Source organism: Microbacterium alkaliflavum (assembly GCF_044325405.1).
Classification (GTDB): Bacteria; Actinomycetota; Actinomycetes; order Actinomycetales; family Microbacteriaceae; genus Microbacterium; species Microbacterium alkaliflavum.
On sequence record NZ_JBIQWL010000001.1, the window covers coordinates 841,113 to 863,559 of the forward strand.

Annotated in this window: 18 protein-coding genes; 14 read left to right on the top strand and 4 right to left on the bottom strand. The window is 70.6% G+C overall.

The annotated features are described in order from the left end of the window. Positions 1-7: 7 nt before the first annotated feature. Positions 8-682 (bottom strand): TetR/AcrR family transcriptional regulator, encoded by a 675-nt coding sequence (locus tag ACH3VR_RS03675; RefSeq protein WP_396639390.1) that lies wholly within the window; start codon positions 680-682, stop codon positions 8-10. 125 nt (positions 683-807) lie between these two features. On the opposite strand from ACH3VR_RS03675, the gene ACH3VR_RS03680 reads away from it, so the two are divergent. The 6 genes from ACH3VR_RS03680 to ACH3VR_RS03705 all read left to right on the top strand — a co-directional run bounded on the left by ACH3VR_RS03680 (position 808) and on the right by ACH3VR_RS03705 (position 9,335). Then, positions 808-3,282: a beta-glucosidase family protein gene (locus ACH3VR_RS03680; protein ID WP_396639652.1), complete on the top strand. Its 2,475-nt coding sequence runs from the start codon at positions 808-810 to the stop codon at positions 3,280-3,282. A 43-nt stretch (positions 3,283-3,325) separates the two neighbouring features. Further along, positions 3,326-4,990, top strand: a complete 1,665-nt coding sequence (locus ACH3VR_RS03685; RefSeq protein WP_396639391.1) for an ABC transporter substrate-binding protein — start codon at positions 3,326-3,328, stop codon at positions 4,988-4,990. A 114-nt stretch (positions 4,991-5,104) separates the two neighbouring features. Beyond that, positions 5,105-6,235 carry an ABC transporter ATP-binding protein gene (locus ACH3VR_RS03690; RefSeq protein WP_396639392.1) on the top strand — a complete coding sequence of 377 codons (1,131 nt, stop codon included), beginning with the start codon at positions 5,105-5,107 and terminating at the stop codon, positions 6,233-6,235. Then, on the top strand, positions 6,232-7,209 hold the full coding sequence (locus ACH3VR_RS03695; RefSeq protein WP_396639393.1) for an ABC transporter permease: 978 nt from the start codon (positions 6,232-6,234) through the stop codon (positions 7,207-7,209). Before ACH3VR_RS03690 ends, ACH3VR_RS03695 begins: the two co-directional genes overlap by 4 nt. A gap of 3 nt (positions 7,210-7,212) precedes the next feature. Further along, the gene (locus tag ACH3VR_RS03700) at positions 7,213-8,238 is read left to right on the top strand and encodes an ABC transporter permease (protein WP_396639394.1); all 1,026 of its coding nucleotides are present in this window, start codon (positions 7,213-7,215) and stop codon (positions 8,236-8,238) included. Next, positions 8,235-9,335, top strand: a complete 1,101-nt coding sequence (locus ACH3VR_RS03705; RefSeq protein WP_396639395.1) for an ABC transporter ATP-binding protein — start codon at positions 8,235-8,237, stop codon at positions 9,333-9,335. The genes ACH3VR_RS03700 and ACH3VR_RS03705 overlap by 4 nt, the downstream gene beginning before the upstream one ends. A 193-nt stretch (positions 9,336-9,528) precedes the next feature. Here the strand turns inward: ACH3VR_RS03705 and serC are convergent, their stop codons facing one another. Continuing rightward, positions 9,529-10,641, bottom strand: coding sequence for a phosphoserine transaminase (gene serC, locus ACH3VR_RS03710; RefSeq protein ID WP_396639396.1), 1,113 nt, complete (start codon positions 10,639-10,641; stop codon positions 9,529-9,531). A 107-nt stretch (positions 10,642-10,748) separates the two neighbouring features. Between serC and ACH3VR_RS03715 the strand changes: the two genes are divergently transcribed. The 3 genes from ACH3VR_RS03715 to ACH3VR_RS03725 all read left to right on the top strand — a co-directional run bounded on the left by ACH3VR_RS03715 (position 10,749) and on the right by ACH3VR_RS03725 (position 13,452). Continuing rightward, positions 10,749-11,450 (top strand): metal-dependent transcriptional regulator, encoded by a 702-nt coding sequence (locus ACH3VR_RS03715; RefSeq protein ID WP_396639397.1) that lies wholly within the window; start codon positions 10,749-10,751, stop codon positions 11,448-11,450. Between the two features lie 418 nt (positions 11,451-11,868). Continuing rightward, positions 11,869-12,603: a M23 family metallopeptidase gene (locus ACH3VR_RS03720; RefSeq protein WP_396639398.1), complete on the top strand. Its 735-nt coding sequence runs from the start codon at positions 11,869-11,871 to the stop codon at positions 12,601-12,603. Positions 12,604-12,954: 351 nt separating this feature from the next. Then, positions 12,955-13,452: an HNH endonuclease gene (locus tag ACH3VR_RS03725; protein WP_396639399.1), complete on the top strand. Its 498-nt coding sequence runs from the start codon at positions 12,955-12,957 to the stop codon at positions 13,450-13,452. Positions 13,453-13,546: 94 nt separating this feature from the next. Here ACH3VR_RS03725 and ACH3VR_RS03730 read toward each other — a convergent pair whose 3' ends face one another. Beyond that, the gene (locus ACH3VR_RS03730) at positions 13,547-14,044 is read right to left on the bottom strand and encodes a MarR family winged helix-turn-helix transcriptional regulator (RefSeq protein WP_396639400.1); all 498 of its coding nucleotides are present in this window, start codon (positions 14,042-14,044) and stop codon (positions 13,547-13,549) included. 49 nt (positions 14,045-14,093) lie between these two features. Between ACH3VR_RS03730 and ACH3VR_RS03735 the strand changes: the two genes are divergently transcribed. The 5 genes from ACH3VR_RS03735 (at position 14,094) to ACH3VR_RS03755 (ending at position 21,999) form a co-directional block, all read left to right on the top strand. Next, a complete protein-coding gene (locus ACH3VR_RS03735) occupies positions 14,094-15,134 on the top strand; it encodes an EamA family transporter (RefSeq protein WP_396639401.1) in 1,041 nt (346 codons plus the stop codon). A 111-nt stretch (positions 15,135-15,245) separates the two neighbouring features. Beyond that, on the top strand, positions 15,246-15,806 hold the full coding sequence (locus ACH3VR_RS03740; RefSeq protein ID WP_396639402.1) for a cysteine hydrolase family protein: 561 nt from the start codon (positions 15,246-15,248) through the stop codon (positions 15,804-15,806). Positions 15,807-15,887: 81 nt separating this feature from the next. Continuing rightward, the gene (locus tag ACH3VR_RS03745; RefSeq protein ID WP_396639403.1) at positions 15,888-16,751 is read left to right on the top strand and encodes a hypothetical protein; all 864 of its coding nucleotides are present in this window, start codon (positions 15,888-15,890) and stop codon (positions 16,749-16,751) included. Position 16,752: 1 nt separating this feature from the next. Beyond that, positions 16,753-18,342, top strand: a complete 1,590-nt coding sequence (locus ACH3VR_RS03750; protein WP_396639404.1) for a DNA polymerase Y family protein — start codon at positions 16,753-16,755, stop codon at positions 18,340-18,342. Between the two features lie 165 nt (positions 18,343-18,507). Continuing rightward, positions 18,508-21,999, top strand: a complete 3,492-nt coding sequence (locus ACH3VR_RS03755; protein WP_396639405.1) for an error-prone DNA polymerase — start codon at positions 18,508-18,510, stop codon at positions 21,997-21,999. Here the strand turns inward: ACH3VR_RS03755 and ACH3VR_RS03760 are convergent, their stop codons facing one another. Further along, a complete protein-coding gene (locus tag ACH3VR_RS03760; protein ID WP_396639406.1) occupies positions 22,000-22,401 on the bottom strand; it encodes a hypothetical protein in 402 nt (133 codons plus the stop codon). Positions 22,402-22,447 lie beyond the last annotated feature (46 nt).

Consider the following 22,447-nt stretch of genomic DNA (forward strand, 5'->3'; position numbering starts at 1 on the left):
CGCGATTTCAGTCCTTCGGGCGGGGGAACGGCGGCGCCGCGTTCTTCGTGCTGAGGCGGTCGACGAGTTCGTCGAGCACCTTCTCCACGATCCGCGGCATGTCGACGGCATCCGGGTCGAGCAGCCACTGCACCTGCAGGCCGTCCATGAGCGCGATGAGGGCCGTCGCGTCGTCGCGCACCTCGGGGTCTGCGGCATCCCGTCCCGAGACCTCGGCGAGCACCCCCGCGATCTTGTCGCGCAGCCCCGTGAATCGGTTGCGGAAGTAGTCCTGGGCGGGATGCCCCTCGGTGACCGATTCGGCGGCCAGCACGGCGTAGGTCTGCACGACGCCGGGCCGGTCGGTGTTCTCGGTCACGGTGTCGAGCATGTGCCCGAGGAAGGCCGGGCCCTCGGTCTGGGCGCGACCGGGGATGCCGGCGGCTTCCTCACCGTCGCGGTACTGGAGCATCGCGACCAGAAGGCCCTCTTTGCTGCCGAAGTGATGCAGCACGCCCGCGTGCGTCATGCCGGCCTGCTCGGCGACCTCGACGAGCGCGCCCTTGTTGTAGCCGCGCTGGCCGAACACGCTCATGGCTGCTCGCAGCACGGCTTCCCGCCGTTCGAGGGTGCGCGCCTGCGGCTTGGGAGTGCGCGCGGCGCCGTGCTCCGGGGGAGCGGGCGTGCTCGTGTCGGAAGTCATCCGGGTCTCCTCGCGCCGTTATGTGTTCGTTACATGAGGAACTTACTGACTTGTAAGTAAGTATGCAACGATGGCTCCTGCGCCTCGGGGTTGAGGTGCGTGAATGGAGTATAGGCGTGACCACGATGGCCACCCCGACCGCGTCGGACAGCCGCGCGGCAGCAGCGGCGCAGATCCAGACGGCCCTCGGCGAGCTGACCCTCGTCGAGAAGGTCAGGCTCCTCACGGGGGCCTCGACCTGGAGCCTCCACGCGATCGAGCGCATCGGACTGAAGCCCGTCACCCTGTCCGACGGACCCATCGGCGTGCGCGGCGTCTCGGACGACGAGCGCCCTTCCGTCCAGCTTCCCGCGCCCTCCGCGACCGCCGCCACGTGGGACGTCGGCCTGCTCGCCCGGCTCGGCCGGCTCATCGCGGGGGAGGCGCGGCGCAAGGGCGTCGACGTCGTCCTCGCCCCCGTCGTGAACCTGCAGCGCACCCCGGCGGGAGGCCGGCACTTCGAGTGCCTCGCGGAGGACCCGCACCTGACGGCCGAGCTCGCGGCGTCCTTCGTCTCCGCTCTGCAGCAGGCCGGGGTCGGCGCATCCGTCAAGCACTTCGTCGGCAACGAGCAGGAGACCGAGCGCACGACGTACGTCTCGCGCATCGACGAGCGCACGCTGCGCGAGGTCTACCTCGCGCCGTTCGAAGCCCTCGTCGAAGCGGGCGCGTGGTCGATCATGGCCGCCTACAACGGCGTCGCGCTCGACGGCGTCGAGGCGACGGCGACGGCGCATGGACCGCTTCTGAACGGCGTGCTGAAAGACGAGTGGGGCTTCGACGGCGTCGTCGTGAGCGACTGGCTCGCGACGAAGGACACGGTCGAATCGGCGAACGGCGGCCTGGATCTGGTCATGCCGGGTCCGGGAGGACCGTGGGACGCCGCACTCGTCGCAGCCGTCGAGCGCGGCGACGTCGACGAATCGGTGATCGACGACAAGGTCGCCCGCATCCTCCTGCTCGCGCACCGCGTCGGCGCTTTCGCCGCCGACCCCGTCGACGTCGCGACGCCCGAGCCCGGCGACGCCGATGTGCGCGAACTCGTGCGCGAGGCGACGGCGCGGTCGATCGTCGTGCTCGGCAACGACGGACTGCTGCCCCTCGCCCCCGAGGGCGTCACGAGCGTGGCCCTCATCGGCGCCAACGCGGTCGACCCGTTCGTGCAGGGCGGCGGGAGCGCGTTCGTGCGTCCGCCGCACGTCGTGCCGCCGCTCGAAGGGCTGCGCCGTGTGCTCCCCGACGCCGAGATCGCGCTCGTGCGCGGCGGCGTCACGGAGCGGCGTGCTCCGGTGCTTCCCGCCGCGCTCGTCTCGACGCCGCGCGGGAGCCGCGGGATCCTCGCCGAGTTCCTCGACGCCGACGGCGACGTCCGCGAGGAGCGCGTGATCGCCGACCCGGCCGAGGTCTGGTTCCCCATCGAAGACGCCGCGGTCGATCGCGTGCGGTTCACCGCCGATGTCGCGCTGAACGGAGACGGCACACATGTCGTCGAGGTCGGGCCCGTCGGCGCGCACGAGCTGCGCTTCGACGACGTCGTCGTCTCGACGTCGTCGCACATCGTCGGATCGGAGGTCGTGCTGGACTCCTCCTACTCCGACCCCGCGACGACCGAGCAGCCCGTCGATGTCGCGGGCGAGGGCAGCGTGCGGTTCGCGCTCGACGCCCAGGTCATCGATGCCGACGCCTACGGTCGCTTCGTCCGGGTGCACCTGCGTTATCGCGCGCCTGGAGCCACGATCGACGAGGAGCTCGCGGAGGCCGTGGATGCCGCGGCCGCGGCCGATGTCGCGATCGTCGTCGTCGGCACCAACCCCGAGACCGAGTCCGAGGGGTGGGATCGCCCGAGCCTCGCCCTCCCGGGCCGCCAGGACGAGCTCGTCCGCCGCGTCGCCGCGGTCAACCCGCGCACGGTGGTCGTCGTCAACGCCGGCGCCCCCGTCATCCTCCCGTGGCTCGACGAGGTAGCCGCCGTGCTGTGGTGGTGGCTTCCCGGCCAGGAGGCGGGCGACGCGCTCGCCGATGCCCTCGTCGGTGCGACCGAGCCTTCGGGGCGGCTGCCGTGGACGCTCCCGGCGTCCGAGGCCGACGTGCCCGTGCCCGACGGGCTGCCCCTGGAGGGCTCTGTCGACTATGCCGAGCGCCTCGACGTCGGGCACCGCGGCTGGGATCGTCTCGGCCGCACCCCGGCGCGCGAATTCGGCTTCGGCCTCGGCTACGCGCAGTGGCGCTACGACGCGCTCGAGGTCTCCGATGATGCCGAGGTCGTCGCACGAGTGACGCTCACGAACACGAGCGGGCGTGACGGGCGCGAGGTCATGCAGGTGTACCTGTCGGCCGACGGCCGCGATCCGCTGCGTCCCGTGCGATGGCTGGCGGGCTTCGCGGTCGTCGACGTCGCCGCCGGAGCATCCACGACCGTCGAGATCCCGCTCGCGCGCCGCCGGTTCGAGATCTGGTCGACGGCCACCGGCGATTGGAGCCTGCCCGCGGGCGCCTACACGGTGCACGCCGGCCGCTCGAGCCGCGATCTGCCGCTGACGGCGACCCACAGCATCCCCTGACTCATTTCCACCCCCTCACCCAGAGAATGCAAGGAGGCAACTCATGAAGTTCCGTCGGATCGCCCCGCTCGTCGCGGGGGCCGCCGTGGCAGCGCTGCTCGTCAGCGGCTGTGCGGCAGGCGGCGGTGATGACAACGCGGCCGGCGACGGCGCCGTGCTGACGGTCGGCATGCCCAACGGCACGCAGACCGACAACCAGTCGCCCTTCGCGACGGGCTCCTCGGCCCTGTCGCTCGGCTACGCGTTCGTCATCTACGAGCCGCTCATGATGGTGAACCGGGCGATGCCCTCCGAGGCGCCCAAGCCCTGGCTCGCCGAGAAGGTCGAGTGGAACTCGGACTACACGCAGGCGGTCATCACGCCGCGATCGGGTGTGAAGTGGTCGGACGGCGAGGACTTCACCGCCGACGACATCGCGTTCTCGATCCAGCTGCGCAAGGACAACGAGGCGATCAACACCGAGGCGCTGCCGTACGGCGACATCACGTCGGACGGCTCGACGGTCACCGTGGCCTTCACCGCTCCTCAGTTCGTCAACCAGGCGAAGCTCGACGACCTGCTCATGGTCCCCGAGCACATCTGGAAGGACATCAAGGACCCGGCGACCGACCCCAACAAGAAGCCCGTCGGCACGGGTCCGTACACGCTCGAGTCGTGGACGCCGCAAGCCGCGACGGTCGTGGCGAACCCGGACTACTGGGGCGGCAAGCCCGCGGCCCCCGAGATCCGCTACTCGTCGTACAACGACAACAACGCGCTCACGACGGCGCTCACGACGGGTGAGGCGCAGTGGGGGTGGACGTTCATCGCCGACTACGAGAACGTCTACATCGCGAAGGATCCCGAGAACCACCACCAGTACGCGGCCGCCGGTCTCGGCATCGACGCGCTGTTCCTCAACAACGAGACGAAGCCGTTCGACGACCTCGCGTTCCGGCAGGCGCTCAACATGGTGATCGACCGCCAGCAGCTCGTCGACGTCGCCACGAGCGGCGTCAACCCCGCGCTGACGAACGTGACGGGGCTCCCGCTTCCGGCGGGCGAGGCGTACCTCTCGTCTGAGTACAAGAGCAAGGACTACAAGGTCGACGTCGCCGGGGCGAAGAAGCTCCTCACCGACGCGGGCTACACGTACGACGGCGACAAGCTCGTCGACCCCGACGGCACGCCCGTGGCGTTCACGCTGACGAATCCCGCCGGGTGGAACGACTACCTGACGGCGCTCGACATCATCAAGACGGCCGCCGCCACGATCGGGGCTGTCGCCGAGGTGCAGCCCGCGAACGTCGACGGCTGGTTCGCCGACATCATCCCGCCGGGAGACTTCCAGGCGTCGCTGCACTGGACCGACAGCGGATCGACCCCGTACGACATGTACTCGGACATCTTCAACGGCTCCCAGTACGTCCCGCTCGGCGACGCGGCGAACTGGAACTTCGGACGCTTCCAGAACGAGGAGTCCACGGCGGCCTTCGCGACGTACGCGTCGACCTCCGACGACGCCGAGCGCACGGCGGCGATGGACACGATCCAGCGCGTCTTCGTCGACGAGGTCCCGGCGATCGCGATCTGGGCGCGCCCGTCGACGGCCCAGTACTCGACGAAGAACTACGTCGGCTGGCCGTCCGAGGACGACCCGTACAACTCGCCTCAGCCGACCCACCAGAACGCGGCCGAGATCGTCATGAAGCTCAAGCCGAGCAGCTGACGACCCGCCGGGGTGCGCGGCGGCCCCTTCCCGTCGCCGCGCACCTCGCCCCCTGTCCACACCCCGTCCCGCGGTGGAATCGCCGCGCGAGGGAATCGACGACTGGTGAATGCGATGACGCAGACCGACCCCCACGCCGACGCTCCCACCGGAGCAGCCTCCGCGGCATCCGTTCCCGTCCTTCAGGCGGTCGACCTCACGAAGCACTTCAAGGCCCGCGGCGCGGGCCGGGGCAAGGTCGTGCACGCCGTCGACGGCGTCACGATCGAGCTGCACCGCGGCCGCGTCCTGGCCCTGGTCGGCGAGTCGGGCTCCGGCAAGTCGACGATCGCCCGGCTCCTGGCCCAGCTCATGCCGGCGACGGGCGGGCGCATCCTCCTGGAGGGGAGGGATGCCACCGTCAAGGGCCGCAAAGCCTTCCGGCGCTACGTCCACCGCGTGCAGATGATCTTCCAGGACCCGTTCGGGTCGCTGAACCCCGTGCACACCGTGCGGTACGTGCTCAGCCGCAGCATCCGCCTGCACAAGGGCAACCTCCGCGGCAAGGCACTCGAAGCCGCACTGCAGGAGCTCCTCACCCGCGTGCAGCTCACGCCGCCCGAGCGGTACATCGACTCGTACCCGCACGAGCTGTCCGGCGGTCAGCGGCAGCGCGTCGCGATCGCCCGCGCGCTCGCCGCCGACCCCGACGTGCTCCTGGCCGACGAGCCCATCTCGATGCTCGACGTGTCGATCCGCCTCGGCATCCTGAATCTGCTCCGCGACCTCCGGGATCGCCTGGACATCGGCATCCTCTACATCACGCACGACATCGCCTCGGCGCGCTACTTCGCCGATCGCACGAGCGTCATGTACGCGGGCCGCATCGTCGAGTCGGGCGACTCCGAGTCGGTGACGCAGGACCCCAAGCATCCGTACACGCAGCTGCTGATCGCGTCGGCGCCCGACCCGGACGACCTCGAGGCGCGTGCGCACGGCGCGCGGGGTGAGGCGCCCAGTCTCGTCAATCCGCCATCGGGATGCCGCTTCCACCCGCGCTGCCCCTTCGCGACCGAGCTCTGCAAGGCGCAGACCCCGCCGCTCCTGCCCGTGGGCGAGGGTCGCGAGGCGGCGTGCTGGGGCTACTCCGACCGCCCCGACCGGCCCGTCGTCACGAGCGTGCTCGAGCAGTACGGCGAGCGTCCCGACGACGCCGTGCTCATCGCCGAGTCGGCCGATGCGAGCGCGACGGAGGTGGCCTCGTGAGGTTCGTCCTGCGCCGCGGCGTCTTCTACCTCATCACGGCGTGGGCCGCGATCACGCTCAACTTCATCATCCCGCGCCTCATGCCCGGCGACCCGGTCAAGGCGATCATGGCCCAGATGCAGGGCCGGATTCCCGCCGAGGCGGAGCAGTCGCTGCGCGTGCTGCTGGGCCTCGACGAGCACTTGAGCCTGTGGGACCAGTACGTCATCTACTGGAAGCTGCTCCTGCAGGGCAACCTCGGGGTCTCCTTCAAGTTCCTCACCCCCGTCGCCGACATCGTCGCGCAGACGCTGCCGTGGACGATCGGCCTCGTCGGCATCGCGACGATCATCGCCTTCATCGTGGGCACGCTCGTCGGCGTCGCGATCGGCTGGCGCCGGGGCACGTGGGCGGACTCGCTCGTGCCCATCTCGACGTTCTTCTCGTCGGTGCCGTACTTCTGGCTCGCGCTCATCGCGATCTGGATCTTCTCCGTCACGCTCGGCTGGTTCCCCTCGAACGGGTCGTACGACCGGTCGCTCGTGCCGAGCTTCAGCTGGGAGTTCATCTCGTCGGTCATCTGGTACGGCACCCTGCCCGCGATGACGATCATCATCGCGTCGATCTCGGGCTGGATCCTCGGCATGCGCAACATGATGGTGACGGTGTCGTCCGACGACTACGTCACCGTCGCGCACGCGAAGGGCCTCTCCGGCCGGGCCGTCATGTTCGGCTACGCGGCGCGCAACGCGATCCTGCCGCAGATCTCGAGCTTCGCGCTGTCGCTCGGCTTCATCGTCGGCGGCACGCTCATCATGGAGATGGTCTTCTCCTACCAGGGCATCGGCTACACGCTCTATCAAGCCGTCAACACGCACGACTACCCGCTCATGCAGGGATGCTTCCTGGTCATCACGCTCGCCGTGCTGCTGGCGAACCTGCTCGCCGACGTCGTCTACGCGTTCCTCGATCCCCGCACCCGACAGGAGGGCTGACCCATGCCGATGGTGGACTGGACCCTCGACGACGAGGACACCGTGCTCATCGCGGTGGAGGAGACGGATGCCGCGCCCGGCCGTCCGCGCAAGCGCAAGCGGCTCCTCTTCCTGCGCAACGGCAAGGCCATCACGGGCCTCGTGATCCTGGGCTTCTTCGTCGTGCTCGCGATCATCGGGCCGTGGATCGCGCCCTATGACCCGAGCGCCTCGAGCCCCGACCTGCTGCAGCCCCCGTCGTGGGAGCACTGGCTGGGCACCGACCACCTGGGTCGCGACATCCTGTCGCAGATCATCGTGGGCACGCGCAACGTCCTCGTCGTCAGCTTCGTCGCGGCGTTCGCGGCGACTCTCATCGGCGCCGTCGTCGGCATCACCGCCGGCTATCTCGGGGGAGCGGGCGACGAGACCCTGTCGGCGCTGTCGAACGTGTTCCTCGTCATCCCGCAGCTGCCCCTCATCATCATCGTGGCCGGCCAGCTGCCGACGACCGGCGGGCTCATCGTCGCCCTCGTGATCGGCATCACGGGCTGGGCGTGGGGAGCGCGCGTGCTCCGCGCGCAGACTCTCTCCCTCCGCCGGCGCGATTTCGTGGAGGCCGCGCGGGCGAGCGGCGAGCGCACGTGGCGGCTCGTGTTCGTCGAGATCCTGCCGAACCTCACGGCGATCCTCGCGGCGGGCTTCATCGGCACGGTGACGTTCGCGGTGCTCTCGCTCATCACGCTGTCGTTCATCGGCATCCTGCCCGTGAGCGAGTGGAACTGGGGCACGATCCTCTTCTGGGCGCAGAACAACCTCGCGTTGCAGCGCGGCGCGTGGTGGTGGTTCGTGCCGGCGGGCCTGTGCATCGCCCTGCTCGGCATGGCGCTCACGTTCATCAACTTCGGCATCGACGAGTTCGTCAACCCGCGCCTGCGCTCGACGGGCGCCAACGCGAAGGCGCTCCGCAGGCGCGGCATCCGCCCCCGCGTCGGCTTCACCCCCGTCGTGCGCGAGGCGCCGGCACGCAAGAAGGAGGACCGCCCGTGAGCGGCACCGCGACCAGCTCGCCTCTCATGGCCTCCCGCTCGGGCGGCCGCGAGCCGATCCTCGAGATCGAGGACCTCTCCGTCTCGTACGGCTTCGACGACGATCCGACCCACGTGCTGCGCGAGGTGTCGCTCACGCTGCACCGCGGCGAGGTGCTGGGCTTGGCCGGAGAGTCGGGCTGCGGCAAGTCGACGCTCGCGTACGCCGCGACGCGGCTGCTCGCGCCTCCCGGGCTCATCACGGGCGGGAGCGTGTGGTTCACCGACCGCGACGGGTCGCGCCGCGACATCCTGACCCTCGACGACCAGGGCCTGCGCGAGACGCGCTGGGAAGACGTCGCGATCGTGTTCCAGGGCGCCATGAACTCGCTCAACCCCGTCGCGCGCGTCGGGAAGCAGATCGTCGACGGCATCCTCGCGCACCGCCGGGAGTGGTCGGCGGCGCGGGCGCAGGAGCGCGCGGCCGAGATGTTCGAGCTCGTCGGCATCTCGCCCGACCGGATGAGGTCGTACCCGCACCAGCTGTCGGGCGGCATGCGCCAGCGCGTCATGATCGCGATGGCGCTCGCCCTCGACCCGCAGGTGCTCATCATGGACGAACCGACGACGGCGCTCGACGTCGTCATGCAGCGTCAGATCGTCGAGCAGATCGCCGACCTGCGCGAGCGTCTCGGGTTCTCGGTCATCTTCATCACGCACGACGTGTCGCTGCTCATCGAGATCGCCGACCGCATCGCGATCATGTACGCGGGAGAGATCGTGGAGGATGCCGCCGCCGGCGAGGTGTACCGGCAGCCGCGGCATCCCTATTCCGATGCGCTGCTGCACTCGTTCCCGCCGCTGCGCGGCGCCCGCCGCGAGCTCATGGGGATCCCGGGCTCGCCGCCCGACCTCTCGCGTCTTCCGGCAGGTTGCCCCTTCGCGGCGCGGTGTGCGTTCGCATGGGAGGCCTGCCGCGCCGTCGCGCCCGAGCTCACCGTGCCCCGCGTGGAGGCCGACGCTCCCTCGCGGTCGGTGCGGTGCCTGCGCCACGATCCCGCGCGCGTGCGCGCCGCGGGCTTCGAGCCCCTGCCGGTCCCCGGCGAGCTCGCCCGCTGACGCGGCGCTCCTCGCCGGCGCTGGACCACGCTTCGACGAGCTCAGCGACCGAACGGTCCCCGAGGTTGTCGAGGGGTCGAGCTCGCCCGCTGACGCGGCGCTCCTCGCCGGCGCTGGACCACGCTTCGACAAGCTCAGCGACCGAACGGTCCCCGAGCTTGTCGAGGGGTCGAGCTCGAACCGACGGGGAGCGTCAGCCGAGGTGTTCGACCGTGTAGTCGATCGCCCGGATGAGCTGGCGCACGTCGTCGGGGTCGATCGAGACGAACGTCGCGACGCGCAGCTGGTTGCGGCCCAGCTTGCGGTACGGCTCGGTGTCGACGATGCCGTTCGAACGCAGGCTCTTGGCGACGGCCGCGGCATCCACCGACTCGTCGAAGTCGATCGTGACGACGACGGGGGAGCGGTCGGCCGGGTCGGCGACGAACGGCGTCGCGAACGACGACGCCTCGGCCCATTCGTAGAGGGCGTTCGACGACTCGTGCGTGCGGGCGTCGGCCCACTGCAGGCCACCGTTGGAGTTGATCCACTCGAGCTGCGACTCGAGCAGCACGAGCGTCGCGATCGCGGGGGTGTTGAGGGTCTGGTTGAGCCGCGAGTTGTCGACGGCGTTCTTGAGGCTCAGGAACTCCGGGATGTAGCGGCCCGACGCCGCGATGCGCTCGATGCGCTCGATCGCGGCCGGCGAGACCGCGGCGAACCACAGGCCGCCGTCGGAGCCGAGGTTCTTCTGCGGGGCGAAGTAGTAGACGTCGGCCTCGGTGATCGAGAAGTCGATGCCGCCGGCGGCGCTCGTCGCGTCGATGACGGTCAGTGCGCCCTCGTCGCCGGAGACGCGACGGATCGGCGCGGCGACGCCCGTCGAGGTCTCGTTGTGCGGCCAGGCGTAGACGTCGACGCCTTCGACGGCCTCGGCGACGGTGCGCGTGCCGGCGGGCACGTCGCGCACGTCGGGCGCCTCGAGCCACGGCAAGTTCGCGGCGGACGCGAACTTGCCGCCGAACTCGCCGAAGACGAGGTTCTGGCTGCGCTTCTCGATCAGGCCGAACGCCGCGGCATCCCAGAACGCCGTCGACCCGCCGTTGCCGAGGATGATCTCGTAGCCGTGCGGGAGACGGAACAGGTCGGCCAGGTGCCCGCGGGTGCGGCCTACGAGGTCCTTCACGGGCGCCTGCCGGTGCGAGGTGCCGAGGAGTCCCACGTGCGAGCGCAGCTTCTCGAGCTGCTCGACACGGACCTTGGAGGGTCCGCATCCGAAGCGTCCGTCGGCGGGCAGGATCTCACGAGGCAGCAACACGTGGGGCATGGCTCGATTCTAGAGTCGGCCCCGGTGCGGCCCTGTCGGTGTGACGCCCGGTGTCCCTGCCCGTTGGTAGGCTTGCTGGGCTCGTCCACGCTCCCGAGGATCCCCACATGGCCGACTTGATCGACACGACCGAGATGTACCTGCGCACCATCCTCGAGCTCGAGGAAGAGGGCATCACGCCCCTGCGCGCGCGCATCTCGGAGCGCCTCGGGCACTCCGGCCCCACCGTCTCGCAGACGGTCGGCCGCATGGAGCGCGACGGACTCGTCGTGGTCTCCGACGACCGCACCCTCGAGCTGACCGACGCCGGCCGCCAGAAGGCCGTCGACGTCATGCGCAAGCACCGTCTTGCCGAGCGTCTGCTCTCCGACGTCATCGGCCTCGACTGGGCGTACGTCCACGAAGAGGCGTGCCGTTGGGAGCACGTCATGAGCGAGCAGGTCGAGCGTCGCCTCGTCGAGCTGCTGGGGCATCCCACCGAATCGCCCTACGGCAATCCGATCCCCGGTCTCGATCAGCTCGGCGACGTCCCGTCGCAGAAGTTCGACAAGGGGGTGGTGGGTCTCGTCCGCCGCCTCAACGAGGCCGGGCAGCCCGTCGCCGGCACGATCCGCCGCCTTGCGGAGCCCGCGCAGGTCGATCCCGAACTGCTGCAGCAGCTCAAGGCCGCCGGCGTCCTGCCCGGCGCCTCCGGCGGCTTCCGGTACAGCGAGGGCTACGTCCTCGTCGAGATGGACGGCAACGACGAGGCGCTCGAACTGCCCGTCGAGGTCGCGGCGCACATCTTCCTCGTCGACGAGCGGGTCTGAGCGGTCCCCGGCGGCTCGCCGGAAGGCTTCCCGGTCAGCGGGAGTTCGTCCAGGTGGTTGACAGCCTCGTCAGCGTGACATATTCGTTACCTTCCGGTAGCCTCGAAAAGTCCACCCGGCGAGAAGCCCGCCGACGGACCCCGTTCGGATTGCCTCCCCGGCTCGTCGTCCGCACGGTGAAGCCTGCATCAAGTGCCCCGAACACCCAGTGCTGACGAGCCAGCGCCCCGGCGCAGAGGCGCCGGAGGACAGTTTGGCTGAACAGAACGATTCGTCTGCTGAGGAGTTGCCACAGCACGACGCGACGAGCTTGACCCGTCGTGGACGTGCCCGTGGAGTGTCGGTGCGACGCAAGAAGGCGAGCGCACCCGCCCGCTCTTCGGCGACCCCCCGGCCGCCGCGCGGCAAGGCGCGTCCCGTGCGCAACCTCGTGATCTTCGCCATGGTCGGCGGCCTCGTCGCGACCGTGGCCCTCCCGGCCTACGGCGCCTGGCGTCAGACGGAGGAGACCTCCACCGTCCAGCAGGTCGCCCTCGACAACGCGCAGTCGCTCGTCGTCGCCTCCGACGCCACCTCCGAGACGCTCGACCGCGGCAGCTACTCCGCGACGACTCCCGACGAGATCGCCAAGAAGAAGGCGGAGGAGGCTGCCGCCGAGCGCGCGCGTGCCATCGCCGCCGCGGCCGCGTCGGCGAAGAAGTCGGGCTCGTACTACAGCATGAACCTGTCGATGACGGCACCCGGTTCCGGCGAAGTGCGGTGGCCCGTCACGAACTTCACCTATGCCAGCTACAACCTCTTCCGTCCGCCGAACCGGCCGAACCACGACGGGTTCGACATGGTGGCTCCCGCGGGCACGCCGATCTTCGCCGCCGCGGCGGGCGTCGTGCGCATCTCGCAGGAGAGCTACGCCGGCTACGGCGTGGCCGTCACGATCGACTCGGTCGTGGGAGGTCAGCAGGTCAACACCCTGTACGGCCACATGACCTACGGCAGCCGTCAGGTCGTCTCGGGTCAGACGGTCCAGGCCGGCCAGCTGATCGGCGCCGTGGGCAGCACGGGCAGCTCGACCGCGAACCACCTGCACTTCGAGGTGCGCATCAACGGTGGCCTCGTCGACCCGTTCTCCTGGCTGAAGGCCAACGCGGGCTGAGCCCTTCGAACCCTGCAAATGAACGCCCGGTGGGCGTGTCGACAGAGAAGTTCCTCGACACGCCACCGGGCGTTCAGCATGTCCGCCGGCCCTCGGCGCTCGTGCGTGCCTTAGTCTGAATCCCGACGCTGAAAGAGGCGGAGGGAACTCGATGGACGCCATGCCACGCATCCGAACCATGGATGCGCTTGGCCTGCTCGTCCTTCGGCATCACGTGAGTGGATGCCACGGCACGACCGTGGCGCCGAGGCGCTGTCTGTAGACAGCGCCTTTTTTCATGCCCTCCGCCGCTCTCATCGTCGCGAATCGAACAATCCGAGAAGCCGTCCCGGCCGTTCGAGAGGATGAGGAATGCGCACACTCGTGCTCAACGCGGGCTACGAACCGCTCGCCGTCGTGTCGTTCAAGCGGGCGCTCGTGCTCGTGATGAACGAGAAGGCCACCGTCGTCGAGCACATCGACGACGAGCCCGTGTGGGGGACCACGCAGTCGTACGACCGACCAGCCGTGATCCTTCTGACCCGCTACGTGCGGGTGCCGGGCGGACGGCAGGTTCCCGTGACGAGACGCGGAGTGCTGCGACGCGACGCGCACCGCTGCGGATACTGCGGCAAGGCGGCGTCGACGATCGACCACGTCCTGCCGCGCTCGCGCGGGGGAGCGGACTCGTGGGAGAACCTCGTCGCGTGCTGCCTGCGCTGCAACAACCTGAAGGGCGACCGCACGCCGCAGGAGATGCACTGGGAGCTGCGCATCCTGCCGCGCCCGCCGCACGGCGCGCAGTGGACGGTGCGCGGCACGGATCGCACCGATCCGCGGTGGGAGCCGTACCTCGCCCTCGCGGCTTAGCGCTCCAGCGTGTGGGGTCAGTGGGCCCATTCCGTCGAGTCAGGGCGCCGATGCGACGATGTGCGCCCGGTGAGCGCCGGTGTCGGGTGGCCCGTTACCGCTCGAGCACCGCGAGCCAGCGCGTGAGGATCGGCTCGATGGCCGCGGTGTCCTCGGGGCCGAGCGCGTCGAGCAGGCGGTGCTCATTGGCGAGATGGGCCGTGAAGGCCTCGTCGATGAGCCGCCTGCCCTGAGGCGTGAGCCGCACGAGTCGTCGTCGGGCATCGGATGCCTCCGCCCGGCGCTCGACGAGCCCGCGGGCCACGAGCCGGTCGACCCGCTTCGTGAGACCGCCGGACGTCACGAGGGTGTGGTCGGCGAGCTCGCCGGCGAGCCTTTCGTAGGGTGCGCCGGCACGGCGGAGGGTCGCGAGCACGTCGAAGTCGCCCTCGGTCAGGTCGAAGTCGGCATAGACGTCGGTGAGCCGGTCCGTCAGCAGGAGGGCGACGCGGTGGAGGCGGCCGATCACGCCCTGCGGCGACGGATCGAGGTCGGGCCTCTCTCGACGCCACTCGGCCTGTAGCTGGGCGATGCGGTCTCCGTCATCCGTCATGCTCCGATCGTAGTGCCAATTATCTTCCCGGTAAGATAAAGTATCTTCCATGGAAGACAAATCTCTCGCCCGATGGGTGCTCATCACGGCCATGGCGCCGATCGCGTGGGGGAGCACCTACGTCGTGACGCGTCACCTGCTGCCCGCGGAGTACCCGCTCTGGGGCGGTGTGCTGCGCGCGCTGCCCGCGGGGCTGCTCGTGCTCCTCCTCGCCCGCCGGCTGCCGCGCGGATCGTGGTGGTGGCGGTCGGTCATCCTGGGCGTGCTCAATGTCGGCGGGTTCTTCGTGCTCGTCTACATCGCGGGGCAGCGGCTTCCCTCGAGCCTCGCCGCGACCGTCATGTCGACCTCGGCGATCTCGATCATGCTGTTCGCCTGGCTGCTCCTTCGCCGACGTCCCAGGCTCGCGGCGGTCGCCGGCGCCGCCGTCGGGCTGGTGGGCGTCGCGATCCTGCTGGGATTCGATCCGGCCGGTGTCGACGCGTGGGGGGTCGCGGCATCCCTCGGCGCGATGATCTCGTCGTCGATCGGGTTCGTGCTGACGGCCAGGTGGGGGTCGGATGTGCCGGCGCTGTCGATGACGGCGTGGCAGCTGCTCGCCGGCTCGCTCGTGTTGCTCCCGGTCGCCGCGCTCGTCGAAGGCGCACCGCCCACGCTCACGCCGTCCTCGCTCGCCGGCTTCGCGTACGTGGCCGTCATCGGCACGGCGCTCGCCTACGTCGCCTGGTTCACGGGGCTGCGCCGGCTGCCCGCCGAGACGGTCGGCGTCGTGGGCCTGCTCAACCCCGTGACGGGCGTCGTGCTGGGCGTCGCGATCGCGGGGGAGGCGTTCGGCCTCGCGCAGGTGATCGGCGTGCTGCTCGTGCTCGCGGGGATCGCCGCGGGCTCGGCTCGGGGTTCGCTGGGCGCAATCCGTCGCGTCCGGCGGGGGACGCGACAGGATGCGCCCCACGAGTTGCGGGGTGCGGGGCACGTCGCGGTTTCAGAGGGCCGATTCCGTCGTGTCGGGCGGGGGACGCGACAGGATGCGCCCACTGAATCCGGGCGCGAGGGTGTCGCGTTTCAGGGGGCGAATTCCGTCGCCATGTGATGCCGACGCGACAGGATGCGTCCACTGAGCCCCGAGGGAACGGCAGCAAAGCGACGCCAGACGGCGGTCGCGGCATCCCGTTCCTGGTTCCGGGCGTGATGTCATGGGGGCATGACCCGAGCTCTCATCGTCATCGACATGCAGCGCGGCTTCGACGACCTCGACTTCTGGGGTCCGACCGCGAACCCCGACTGCGAGGCGAACGTCGCCGCCCTCGTCGCGGCATGGTCGGCCTCCGCTGAACCTGTCGTCGTCGTGCGCCACGACTCCGTGTCGCCCGAGTCGCCGCTGCACCCCGGCAAGCCCGGCAACGCGCTCGTCGACGTCGTCGCCGAGGTCTCACCGGCGCTGTTCGTCACGAAGAACGTGAACTCGGCGTTCTACGGCGACCCGGATCTGCACGCGTGGCTCGTCGCGCAGGGGATCGGCGAGCTCGTGATATGCGGCATCCAGACCAACATGTGCGTCGAGACCACCGCCCGCATGGCCGGAAACCTCGGATACGACGTGACGGTCGTGCTCGACGCGACCCGCACGTTCGATCTGACGGGGGATGCCGCGGGCCTGGGCACCGTGACGCGCACCGCCGGAGAGCTCATGGCCACGACGGCGCTCGTGCTGCAGGGCGGGGGATTCGCGCGCATCGCGACGACGGCGGAGGTCGTCGGCTGAATCCGCCTCCACCCTCGGCCGGCATCGTGAATGTCGGAGGGTGGAGGTATCTTCGATCGCATCATTGAACGGATAGAACAGATGTTCTATTCTGTGGAGGTGAGGGCGATCGTGCAGAACGAAGCGCTCCGGCAGGAGCAGGGCGGCGAGGTGCTGCGGCTGAAGGCGCAGCTCGAGCGCGTGCAGGGCCGCAAGATGGATGCCGCGGTGCTGCCGACGCTCCCCGCGTTCTCGTCGCTGCTGCCCGGCGGCGGTCTGCGCGCAGGGTCGGCGTACTCGCTCACCCGCTCCGCGTCGCTGCTGCTCGCCCTCATGGCGCGGCCGTCGCAAGACGGATCGTGGTGCGCTGCGATCGGCATGCCCGAGCTCGGCGCCGAGGCGGCCGAGTCGCTCGGGGTCGACCTCGCGCGGCTCGTGTTCGTGCCCGACCCCGGTCCGCGGTGGCTCGCCGTGACGGCGACGATCGCCGAGATCGCGCCCGTCGTCGCGCTGCGTCCGCCGGGGCGCGTCACAGGCGCAGAGGTGTCGCGTCTCGCTGCCCGGCTGCGCGATCGTGGCACGGTGCTGCTCGTGGAGGGGGCGTGGCCGCAGGCCGAAGCGGCGCTCGAGGTGAGCGATCCGGAGTGGTCGGGGGTGGGGCGCGGCCACGGGTACCTCTCGGGGCGCGCCGTCACGGTGACGGCCTCGAGCAGGCGGTGGCCGCGCGAGCGGCGGGAGCGGATGCTGCTTCCCGGTCCGAACGGCGAGGTCTCGCTGGTCGCGCCTGCGCTGGATTTGGCACCGGTGGCGCCGGTGCGGGAGGTGGCGCCGGTTCAGGAGGTGGCGCCGGCGCTGGATACGGTGCCGGTCGCGCCGGCGCTGGATTGGGCGCCCGTGTCGGACGGGCGTGAGGAGTTCGAGGAGCGGCTGCGCAGGGCGATGCGTGTGCTGGAGGCGGTGGGCTGACATGCGGTCCGGTCTCTCACGCGCACCCGCGGGGCCAGGCGTGCCCGTGCGCAGCATCGTGCTGTGGTTCCCCGACTGGCCGGTCACGGCCCTCGTGCGCGAGGGCGCCGTCCATCCGACGGCGCCGGTCGCGGTGTTCGAGCACAACGAGGTCGTCGCGTGCTCGCCGGCGGCTCGGGCCGACGGCGTGCGGCGCGGGCAGCGTCGCCGCGACGCCCAGGCGCGGTGCCCGCGGCTGACCGTCATCCCCGCCGACGCGATGCGCGACCACCGCGTCTTCGCGCCGCTCGTCGCGCGCATCGAGGAGCACGCACCCGGAGTGCAGATCGTGCGCGCGGGCCTGTGTGCGCTCAAGGCCCGCGGACCGGCCCGTTACTACGGTGGCGAGGTCGAGGCCGCGTGCGTGCTGCTCGAATCGCTGAGCGAGCTCGGCGTCGAGAGCGCGCGGGCGGGTGTCGCCGACGGTCCGTTCACGGCCGAGCAGGCGGCACGCGTCGGCACGGGCCCCGATGATCCGGTGTGCGTCGTGCCGACGGGCGGATCGGCGGGATTCCTGGCGCCCCTGCCGATCGGGCTCCTCGACGACGTCTCGCTCGGTGGCGGTCCCGAGTTCACCGGGCTCCTCGCGCGGCTCGGGGTGCAGACGCTCGGCGAGTTCGCGGCGCTCGAGCAGGACCGCGTGCGCGAGCGGTTCGCCGAGCGCGGCATCCGCCTCCATGCCCTCGCCTCGGGGCGCGACCCGCGCGCCGTCGATCCGCGCACGCCCCCGCCCGAGCTGCACCGCGAGGTCGCGTTCGAGCCCCCGCTCGAGCTCGCCGACCAGGTCGCGTTCGGCGTGCGCGTCGCCGCCGACGAGTTCGTCGCGAAGCTCGGCGCCGTCGACCTCGTCTGCACCGAGCTGCGCGTCGAGCTCACGGGAGACCGCGGTGAGCGCAGCGAGCGGGTGTGGCTGCATCCCGGCTCGTTCGACGCGGCGGGGGTCGTCGACCGCGTGCGCTGGCAGCTGGGCGAAGACGCCGCCGACCTCCGCAGCGGCGTCGCGCTCGTTCGCATCTCGCCTGAAGCCGTCGACGCGGCATCCCATCACGTCGCGGCGATCTTCGGGGCGGCGCCCGAGGAGCGCGTGCACCACGCGCTGTCGCGGGTGCAGGCGATGCTCGGGCATCGCGCCGTGCTAACGCCCGTCATCGGCGGAGGTCGCTGGCTCGCCGAGCGCCAGGTGCTCGTGCCGTGGGGCGACCGCGTCGTGCTCGCCAAAGAGCGGTCGCGGCCATGGCCGGGGAGCCTTCCCGATCCGCTGCCGGCGTCGGTGTTCGCCGCGCCGCCTCCCGTCGAGGTGTCGTCGTCGATGGGCGGAGCCGTCTCGGTCGACGAGCGCGGCCGTGTGACGGCGCATCCGGCCGTGCTGATCGAGGGCGGACGCCGCCGCGCGATCGAGCAGTGGGCGGGGCCGTGGCCGATCAGCGAGCGGGGGTGGGATGCCGCGCGCGCCCGTCGTGCGCATCGCTTCCAGGTCGTCGACGCCGACGGAGTCGCGTGGCTGCTCGTGTGCGAGTCGGGCTCCTGGACCGCGGAGGCCCGCTATGACTGACCCCCGCCCGTCCCCGGCTCCGATCTCCAAGCGCCCCACCCCGGTCCACGTGCCTCCCACCCCGGTCCACGTGCCTCCCACCCCGGTCCACGTGCCCCCCACCCCGGTTCCCGAGCTTGTCGAGGGGCCGACGCCGACGCTCCGAGGAACGCGGGGTGATCGCTGATGGGCTTCAACAACCCCTCGGTGCCGTGGTCCGAGATGGAGCGGCTGCTCAGCGATCGGCGGCGCCCGCAGAACATCCCCGCAGGAGCCGACGGCGGCGACAGTCCGGCCTGGTCGCACAAGCGCGGACCCTACGTGGCGCCCGAGATCGAGCGTCCCGCCGATGCCGTGCCGTACGCCGAGCTGCACGCGCACTCGACGTACTCGTTCCTCGACGGGGCGTCCTCGCCCGAGGAGCTCGCCGAGGAGGCGGAACGCCTCGGCCTGCACGCTCTCGCCGTGACCGATCACGACGGGTTCTACGGCATCGTCCGCTTCGCCGAGGCGGCCGAGACGCTGCAGGTCAAGACCGTCTTCGGCGCCGAGCTCTCCCTCGGGCATCTTGATCGGTCCCCGAGCCCGTCGAGGGGCGGGGAGCCCGACCCCGTCGGGGCGCATCTGCTCGTGCTCGCACGGGGCATGGAGGGTTACCACCGCCTCGCCGCCGCCCTGACCCACGCGCAGCTGCGCGGTGCCGAGAAGGGCCGGCCGCAGTACGACCTCGACGAGCTCGCGATGCAGGCAGAAGGGCACTGGGCCGTGCTGACCGGATGCCGCAAGGGCACCGTGCGCCACGCGCTCGCCGCCGAGGGGACGGCGGGTGCCGAGCGCGAGCTCGATCGGCTCATCGCCCTGTTCGGGAAGGATGCCGTCAACGTCGAGCTCATCGACCACGGCAATCCGCTCGACTCGCGCGACAACGACCTCCTCGCGGCGCTCGCGGCGGACCGCGGGCTGCCGATCCTCACGTCGAACAACGTGCACTACGCCGTGCCGCAGCGCGAGCACCTCGCGGCGGCCGTCGCCGCCGTGCGCGCGAACCGCGGCCTCGACGAACTCGACGGCTGGCTCCCCGCGCACGCCGGAGCGTATCTGCGCTCGGGGGCCGAGATGGCCGAGCGCTTCGCGCGCTACCCCGGTGCCGTGGCGCGCACGGTCGCCCTCGCCGACGAACTGGCGTTCCCCCTGAGGCGGGCCAAGCCCGCGCTGCCCAAGCAGGAGGTCCCGGAGGGGCACACGCCGATGTCGTACCTGCGGCAGCTCGTGTGGGAGGCGGTGCCGCGCAAGTATCCCGATCTCACCGAGGCCGAAGGCAAACGCATCGAGAACGAGCTCGCCGTCATCGAGATGAAGGACTTCCCGGGCTACTTCCTCATCGTCTACGGCATCGTGCAGGAGGCGCGGCGGCGCGGCATCCTGTGCCAAGGGCGTGGTTCGGCGGCCAACAGCGCCGTCTGCTATCTGCTCGACATCACGGCCGTCGACTCGATCGCGTACGGCCTGCCGTTCGAGCGTTTCCTGTCGTCGCTGCGCGACGAGGAGCCCGACATCGACGTCGACTTCGACTCGGACCGTCGCGAGGAGATCATCCAGTGGGTGTACCGCAAGTACGGGCGCGAGCGGGCGGCGCAGGTCGCGAACGTCATCCAGTACCGTCCCAAGAACGCCGTGCGCGACATGGCGAAGGCCCTCGGGCATTCGCCGGGACAGCAGGATGCCTGGTCGAAGCAGGTCGAGCGCTGGGGCGCGATGCTCGAGTCGAGCGCCGACCATGACATCCCCGATCAGGTCATCGAATACGCGTCCGAGCTGCTGAAGGCGCCGCGGCACCTCGGCATCCACTCCGGCGGCATGGTGCTGACCGACCGGCCCGTCGGCGAGGTCGTGCCGATCGAGCACGCCCGCATGGAGAACCGCACGGTCATCCAGTGGGACAAGGACGACGCGGCCTGGATGGGGCTGGTGAAGTTCGACCTCCTGGGGCTCGGGATGCTCGCGGCCCTGCAGTACTGCTTCGACATGGTCCGCGCCTCGACGGGGGAGGACTGGGAGCTTGCGACCATCCCCAAGGAGGAGAAGGCCGTCTACGACATGCTGTGCCGGGCCGACTCGATCGGGGTGTTCCAGGTCGAGTCCCGGGCGCAGATGGGGCTGCTGCCGCGCCTGCAGCCGCGGCGGTTCTACGACCTCGTCGTGCAGATCGCGCTCATCCGCCCCGGTCCCATCCAGGGCGGCGCCGTGCACCCGTTCGTGCGGCGCAAGCTCGGGCGCGAGCCCATCACGTACGCCCACCCGAAGCTCGAGCCCGTGCTCGAGCGCACGCTCGGCATCCCGGTGTTCCAGGAACAGCTCATGCAGATGGCGGTCGCCGTCGGCGAGGTCAGCGGCGAGGACGCCGATCTGCTGCGCCGCGCGATGGGCTCGAAGCGCGGCGTCGAGCGCATCGACTCGTTGCGCACGAAGCTCTACGAGGGGATGGCGCGCAACGGCCTCGTCGGCGACGAGGCCGACGCGATCTACCAGAAGATCCAGGCGTTCGCGAACTTCGGATTCGCGGAGTCGCACTCGCTGTCGTTCGCACTGCTCGTCTACGCGAGCTCGTGGATCAAGCTGCACTATCCCGGCGCGTTCCTCGCGGGGCTGCTGCGCGCGCAGCCGATGGGCTTCTACTCGCCCGCGACGCTCACCGCCGACGCGCGCCGGCACGGGGTAGAGGTGCTGCGCCCCGATCTGCTGCGCTCGGGCGCCGAGGCCACCCTCGAACCGCGGTCAGCTCGGGAGGAGATGACGGCTCGGGAGGATGCTGGAGCCCTCGAGGCTCCTCCACAACGGTCATCTCCTCCCGAAGCGCACGGGATCGCGTCGCCCACCGGCCTCGACTCCTGCCTCGACCGCCGCCAGCCGCCCGTCGGCGACTTCGATCCGTCCACGCCTGACGAGTACGCCGCGCATCGGCGCGACGGCGCCTTCGCCGTGCGCCTCGGCCTCGCGGGGGTCAAGGGCATCGGCTCGGCCGTCGCCGAGCGCATCGTCGCCGAGCGCGAGAGCGCGGGCGCCTACCGCGACCTGCGCGACCTCGTGCGGCGCACGGGGGTGACGGCCGTGCAGCTCGAATCGCTCGCGACCGCGGGTGCGTTCGAATGCCTCGGGCTCACGCGGCGCGAGGCGATCTGGCTCGCCGGATCCGCCGCGGAGGACCGTGCCGAATACCTGCCGGACTCCCTCGTCGCAGTGCAGCCGCCGCTGTTCCCCGACCCGACGAGCTACGAACGGCTCGCCGCCGACCTGTGGGCGACGGGGGTTTCGACCGACGACCACCCCATGACCCACTACCGCTCGGGGCTCGACGCCCGCGGCGTCCTCACCTCGAGTGAGCTGCGATCGCACGAGTCCGGCAGGCGTGTCGAGGTCGCGGGGCTCGTCACCCACCGGCAGCGGCCGGCGACGGCATCCGGTGTCACCTTCCTCAATCTCGAAGACGAGCACGGCCTCGTCAACGTCGTGTGCTCGGTCGGGGTCTGGAACCGCTATCGCCGGGTCGTGCGCGACTCGCCGGCACTGATCGTGCGCGGGATGCTGGAGCGCTCGGTCGAGGGCGTCACCAACCTCCTCGCCGACAGGTTCGAAGATCTCCGCGTCGGGGTCGACCACCGCTCGCGGGACTTCCGATAATCACGGCCGCGAGCTGAGCGCGAAGCCTGCGACCTCCAGCCACAGGAAGGCGACCACCACGAAGAGGAGGCCCGTGTAGACGAGATCTTCTATCCAATCGACCAGTCCCGGCTTGCGCTCGATCATGATCACGGGGTTGTAGTAGAACACCGAGACGATGACGATGAGCGCGGCGAAGATCAGACCGACCCATGCGGCGACCGGCACCCCCATCAGAAGGAGCACGATCACGATCACGGCGACGACGTAGAGCCACAGATTGGTGACGAGGAACGCCCGCATGGAGTCGTGTCGCGAGGCTCCCGCCTTGGCGGTCGCGCGCCACAGCTCGTAGATCAGCGAGATCGCGAATGCGATGATCAGCAGCCACGCCGAAAGCGTCTCGAGCAGAGTCGGATGCACGGGCCTCCCTGTCGGTCGAAGCGATGCTTCATCGTGGCGGTGCAGA